Source organism: Azospirillum sp. OGB3, assembly GCF_014192915.1.
Taxonomy (GTDB): domain Bacteria; phylum Pseudomonadota; class Alphaproteobacteria; order Azospirillales; family Azospirillaceae; genus Azospirillum.
Map to the genome: position 1 here is coordinate 1 of NZ_JACHYN010000048.1, position 5,059 is coordinate 5,059.

At 61.5% G+C, this 5,059-nt stretch carries 5 protein-coding genes and 1 pseudogene; 4 read left to right on the forward strand and 2 right to left on the reverse strand.

The window, feature by feature from the left end; all coding sequences use genetic code 11:
* Positions 1 to 935: 935 nt before the first annotated feature.
* Positions 936 to 1,364, reverse strand: a complete 429-nt coding sequence (locus FHW79_RS31990) for a response regulator (RefSeq protein ID WP_183182642.1) — start codon at positions 1,362 to 1,364, stop codon at positions 936 to 938.
* A 187-nt stretch (positions 1,365 to 1,551) separates the two neighbouring features.
* Here FHW79_RS31990 and FHW79_RS31995 point away from each other — a divergent pair, with 187 nt between their 5' ends.
* From FHW79_RS31995 to FHW79_RS33160, 3 genes and pseudogenes are all read left to right on the forward strand, one after another.
* Positions 1,552 to 1,773, forward strand: coding sequence for a hypothetical protein (locus FHW79_RS31995; protein ID WP_183182643.1), 222 nt, complete (start codon positions 1,552 to 1,554; stop codon positions 1,771 to 1,773).
* Between the two features lie 75 nt (positions 1,774 to 1,848).
* A pseudogene (locus FHW79_RS33155) lies at positions 1,849 to 2,526 on the forward strand (IS6 family transposase); the annotation flags it as partial.
* A 258-nt stretch (positions 2,527 to 2,784) separates the two neighbouring features.
* Positions 2,785 to 3,732: an IS110 family transposase gene (locus FHW79_RS33160; protein ID WP_247884726.1), complete on the forward strand. Its 948-nt coding sequence runs from the start codon at positions 2,785 to 2,787 to the stop codon at positions 3,730 to 3,732.
* A 65-nt stretch (positions 3,733 to 3,797) separates the two neighbouring features.
* Here FHW79_RS33160 and FHW79_RS32005 read toward each other — a convergent pair whose 3' ends face one another.
* Positions 3,798 to 4,253 (reverse strand): cupin domain-containing protein, encoded by a 456-nt coding sequence (locus FHW79_RS32005; RefSeq protein ID WP_183182645.1) that lies wholly within the window; start codon positions 4,251 to 4,253, stop codon positions 3,798 to 3,800.
* Positions 4,254 to 4,304: 51 nt separating this feature from the next.
* Between FHW79_RS32005 and FHW79_RS32010 the strand changes: the two genes are divergently transcribed.
* Positions 4,305 to 4,880 (forward strand): TetR/AcrR family transcriptional regulator, encoded by a 576-nt coding sequence (locus FHW79_RS32010; RefSeq protein WP_183182646.1) that lies wholly within the window; start codon positions 4,305 to 4,307, stop codon positions 4,878 to 4,880.
* Positions 4,881 to 5,059 lie beyond the last annotated feature (179 nt).

Consider the following 5,059-nt stretch of genomic DNA (forward strand, 5'->3'; position numbering starts at 1 on the left):
GGGCGCCTCAACGGCCTGTCCGCCCATCAGGCCATCTCACGCGCCCTCGCTGGTCAGCCGATCTTCGCCGCCTGACCAGCCCCCTGAGCAATTACCATTTTTTCAGCGCCGCCAGCGTCAGTTCCAGGTCGTGCGGATTGTCCTCGACCACCAGGATGGGCTTCAGGGCACTTGTCGTCACTCGCATCTCCCGCATCAGTTATTTCGTCATTGAACACTGCGGGCGCGAAATTATTCACTCACTCCCCAAATGTGACGACTGATGCTCCTTCGATGCTGTCCAGGGAATTTAGGCGGAGGGCGGGGCGATACAGGTTCAGACCTGCATCGGCTATCGGTCGCCGCACTGGTGAAGGTGACAGCAGTTTGCGCGCTCTCGCCGGACATCCCGGCGGACGAACTGGATTGAGTCGGGGTTGCGAACTTGCGCAAAACCGCAAACTGAACAGAACTGCATAGCAAAACGTCAAAAGAATCAGCGATTTCCGCGCTTCGCGCCGAAGTGCCTTCGATCCTCAATCCAGCAATGCATTCCACCCGTCACGGCTGAGACACCATTTCCCCGGCCCGTTGGCGGGATTGATCAGTCCCAAATCGCAGCACTCAGCTATCAGCCATTCCAGGGAACCGCCCGGCTCCGCCACACAGACATCACCGGTCTCAGGATCAGCCGTCAGCAGAAGTAGGATTTGGTCCTGGGACAGGTAGCCCCGGACGGCGGTTAGGCTACTGTACTGGAGCTTAGGCATAAGCCCTCCTCCGGTATAAGCGTGGGGATGGTGTGCGGTTCGTTTTCATCCTGCGACTGCCCCAGAACCTGCCTCGCCACCCGGCCAATTGGATCGTAACGCTTTGGAATTGCGTCAAGGTCTTCGTGTTCATGATTGCCTTCTCAAAAAGCGCCAGAGAAAATGCGAACGGGAATGGTCGTCAATTCAATGCGCGCGCCAGCCAGAAATATTCATCAGAACAGAGAACATCGCGCTTGCAGAAAAGGGCTTCAATAAATATCCCCACCCCTTTCCTTCAACAATGATGCAGAACTGGTTGTCTGCATTTACTGTCGTAGCGATCAATGGAATTGAGAGATTTTCGCTCTTCAAAAATTTTGATACTATCATGACAAAGCTGATGTCATTATTTGTGTACGGTAGCGGGATATTGATAAATATAGCGTCCGGAGTGAAATTACATAATCGCATCTGTTGTTCAGCCTCTCTAATTGTGCTGACTGCGAGCACTCGGAATCCCCAATAATCTAGGATAGTGCGAAGGGCCTCACATACTTGTGCATGCGGCTCAATGACAAGAATGAAATAATCAAAAGGCGTTGAGATGGAAACCATAGCGCTGGCATCTCTCAAGTGAAAGAGATCGTAGCCTAGGCATCTCTGGTTTACTTCTGATTAAATAGGATAAACCCTGGAGAAAATGCGGACTTTTGGGCGTATACGTTTGGGAAGTCCATACAGGGCCGTATCGCATCCTTTCGTCAGCCGCTCGCCCCCCGCCGAGGCGGCTTTTTTCATGCCCGAAGGAGGGGCACCCATCATGCTGCCACTGCTCATCCCCATCATCTCCGCCCTGGCCCCGGTGCTGCTGCCGGAGGTCGCCAAGGCCGCCCTTGGCTCCGGCGAGACCGCCCAGAAGGTCGGCGAGGCCGCGGTGTCCGTCGTCTCCGCCGTGACCGGCGTCCCGATCAGCACCCAGGCCGATGCCGAGCGCGCCGTCGCCGCGGTCAAGGAGGTTCCGTCAGCTTTCGCGCCGGCTTGATCATTGCGGCGGTGCTGCCGTAGAGGATCCCCTCCCTCTTGGAGGAGACGCATACGCTGCCCGCACTGTCACTCGATGGCGACGACCGAGCGTTCGGACCGAACGGCGCATGACTATCGGCGCTTCCGTTGCCGGGAATGTGGGCGCCAGTTCAACGAACGCTCGGGCTCGGCGCTGAACCGGCTGCAGGTGCCCACGGACATCGTCTTCCTGATCGTGCTGTGGAGGCTGCGCCTGAAGCTGAGCTTGCGGGACTTGGCCGAGATTCTGCTGCTGCGAGGCTTGGTCTTCTCTCATGAGGCGGTGCGCGAGTGGGAGGCCAAGATCGCTCCCCTGCTTACCGATGCCCTACGCCAGCGTCGTCGGGGCAGGATCGGCCGGAGCTGGTACGTGGACGAGACCTACCTCAAGGTCGACGGACGGTGGTGCTATTTGTACCGGGCCAGCGACAGCGACGGCAACCTCGTCGACGTCTACCTCAGCGAACACCGTGACCAAGTTGCCGCTGAACGGTTCTTTCGCTCGGCCATGGCGGTGACGGGCATCATGCCGGAGACGATCACCTCCGACAAGCACGCCGCCTATCCCCTAGCCCTCGCGGAGGTGTTCGGGGATGCCGTCGAGCACCGCACTTTCAAGTACAAGAACAACCATTTGGAGCAAGATCACCGCGGGGTGAAAGGGCGCACACGGCCGATGCGCGGCTTCCAGCAGCCGAACAGCGCCCACCGCTTCTGCCGCGCTCATGATGAAGTGCGCGACTTCCTGCGGCCGGCGACCAAGCGCAGGGTCCCAATCTCAAGCCGATTGACAGTCATGATGGCCCCATCCTCTTGTATCTCTCCCTTGCCCGCCGACACGAAGCCGGCGAGGCTGCCGGCGGACGGGAGCCCGCCCATCTCTCGGGTGATCGAGCCCGTTCTTGAGCACGGTGCCCCGTCCGCCGGTTCCATCCGGAACTCGAACAGTCGCTCGGGCCGCAAGGCGAGCCCGCATTCGCAAGGACGGGTCATGGAACAACCTTCATCTTCGCCAAGCTTTGTCGGCATTGACGTCTCCAAGGACCGTCTCGACGTACACATTCTGCCCGCGGGGCAGGCCTTCGCCGTTGCGTGCAACGGCGAAGGCCTGGATCAACTCGTCGCCGAGTTGCGCATGCGTGCCCCTTCCCTGATCGTGCTGGAAGCGACGGGCGGCTTCGAAGTGACCGTCGCCGCCGTCCTGGCCGGCGCCAGCCTGCCCTTGGCCGTAGATAATCCGCGTCAGATCCGCGATTTTGCCCGCGCCACCGGGCGGCTTGCCAAAACCGACGCGCTCGATGCCCAGATCATCGCCCTGTTCGCCGAACGCATCCGCCCCGAACCGCGTCCGATCGCTGACGCCGAGAGCCTGGCGCTGGGCGAACTGGTCGCGCGGCGTCGGCAAGTGGTCGAGATGATCGGCATGGAAGCCAACCGCCTGCGTCAGACCCGCAATCCACGGGTCCGCCACACCATCGAAGCCACCCGGAAAACCCTGGAGGCTCAGCTGGTCGAGTTGGACAAGGACATCGACGACACCGTACGCGGCTCCCCCGTCTGGCGGGCCGCAGACGACCTGCTGACCTCAGTACCCGGCATCGGCGGCATCACCGCGCGCACGTTGATCGCCGATCTGCCCGAACTCGGCCGCCTTGACCGCCGACGCATCGCCGCCTTGGTCGGCGTCGCACCCGTCAACCGCGATTCCGGTCAGATGCGTGGGTATAGAGCCATCGCCGGCGGTCGCACCGCCGTGCGCAACGCCCTGTACATGGCTACGCTCTCGGCGGTCCGCTGGAACCCCGTCATCAAGGCACATTACACCAGGATCGTGGCGGCGGGGCGTCCCAAGAAGGTCGCCCTCGTCGCTTGCATGCGCCATCTCCTCAACATCCTGAACGCCATCATCAGGACAGCCTCGCCATGGAAAACTGCTTGACCGAAAACACAGTCGCTCAAGAAAATGGGGCCTCCGAGAATCCCGGCGCGGTTCAACTCCCGGCGTCAGGTGGCGCCCGGTGGCAGGAAACGCAAGCCGTGGCGTTGCGCGATGGTCGGAATGTTTGGCGCAACGCCCGGCGCAGCTTTCGTCTCTTTGTCCACATCACGGAAAAAGTCCTCCGCCGTCGCCGGTGCGTCGAACACCAACACCCGCGCCGGAGTCTCCTCGACCCCTTTGAAGCCGTGCACCACGCCGCCCGGTGCGTAAACGAAGTCGCCCGCTTCGAACACCCGCACCGCGTCACCGATGACGAAGCGCACCCGGCCCGATATCACGAAATACGCTTCGTCCCACGGATGCTCGTGCGGGGGCGGCCCCTGATCCTTGGGTAGGCTCACGTCCATGACCGAGAAGCGATGTCCCGTCGCCGCCGCCTCCAGCAGGAAGCGCACATTAGCCCCCAGCACCCGCAGAACTTCGCCTTCACCGTCTTTCACCGTTACAGCTGGCTTGTCCATGGCGTCCCTCCATGCTATGATGTCGCACACAATGACACTATGGCAGATAGCATGTCAAGCGCCCCCACCCTGACCGAACGCCACACCGACGCGACCCAGCGCTTGATCCTGTCCTCCGCCCTGGATTTGCTGGAGCGGGCCAGCGTACCCGAACTGACCGTGCGCGCTGTGGCGAAGCAGGCCGGCATGTCGGAGCGCACCGTGTTTCGGTACTACGCCTCGCGTGACGCCTTCCTCGACGCCGTGGCCGCCGAGGTGGTGAGTCACATCGCCACACCGCCGGCCCCCGTCCGCATCGGGGAATTGCCCGGCTACGTCCGTCCGCTCTATACGCGCTTTGAGGAAAAATCCGCCCTCGTCCAATCGGCACTCCACACCGAACTGTTGCGCCGCGTGCGCGAGAGCGTTGCCTTAGGTCGTTGGCGGGCTGTTTGTGCCCTCATCGATGCCTACGCCCCCCATCGCACCGCGCAGGACCGTACCATCGCCGCTGCCAACATCCGCTACTACCTGTCAGCCACCACGTGGCACTACTACCGCTTCCAATTTGCCCTTCCCCTGGACGAGGCAATCGTCTGCGCCGAGACTGCGGTGCGATTGGCGCTTCAGGAGATCGGGCGCGGGTAGGTCCAGGCGACAGAGAACCCTGAACTGATGTGGTGGACGGCCCTTCCACCTTCTTGAAACGGTGGCAAGCTGAGGTCGTCGAAGAAACCATGTGTGGACGGCCCCTCCGGCGCAAGAGGGAAATCCGCACTGACTGGCCGAGAAGGATGCATCCATGTGTCCGGCCTGTTGTCGCAGCC

Bases quoted from the DNA above. Each gene is read 5' to 3' on its own strand.
- FHW79_RS31995 (WP_183182643.1), top strand. From the start codon at position 1,552: ATGCTGCCACTGCTCATCCCCATCATCTCCGCCCTGGCCCCGGTGCTG.
- FHW79_RS33160 (WP_247884726.1), top strand. From the start codon at position 2,785: ATGGAACAACCTTCATCTTCGCCAAGCTTTGTCGGCATTGACGTCTCC.
- FHW79_RS32010 (WP_183182646.1), top strand. From the start codon at position 4,305: ATGTCAAGCGCCCCCACCCTGACCGAACGCCACACCGACGCGACCCAG.
- FHW79_RS32005 (WP_183182645.1), bottom strand. From the start codon at position 4,253: ATGGACAAGCCAGCTGTAACGGTGAAAGACGGTGAAGGCGAAGTTCTG.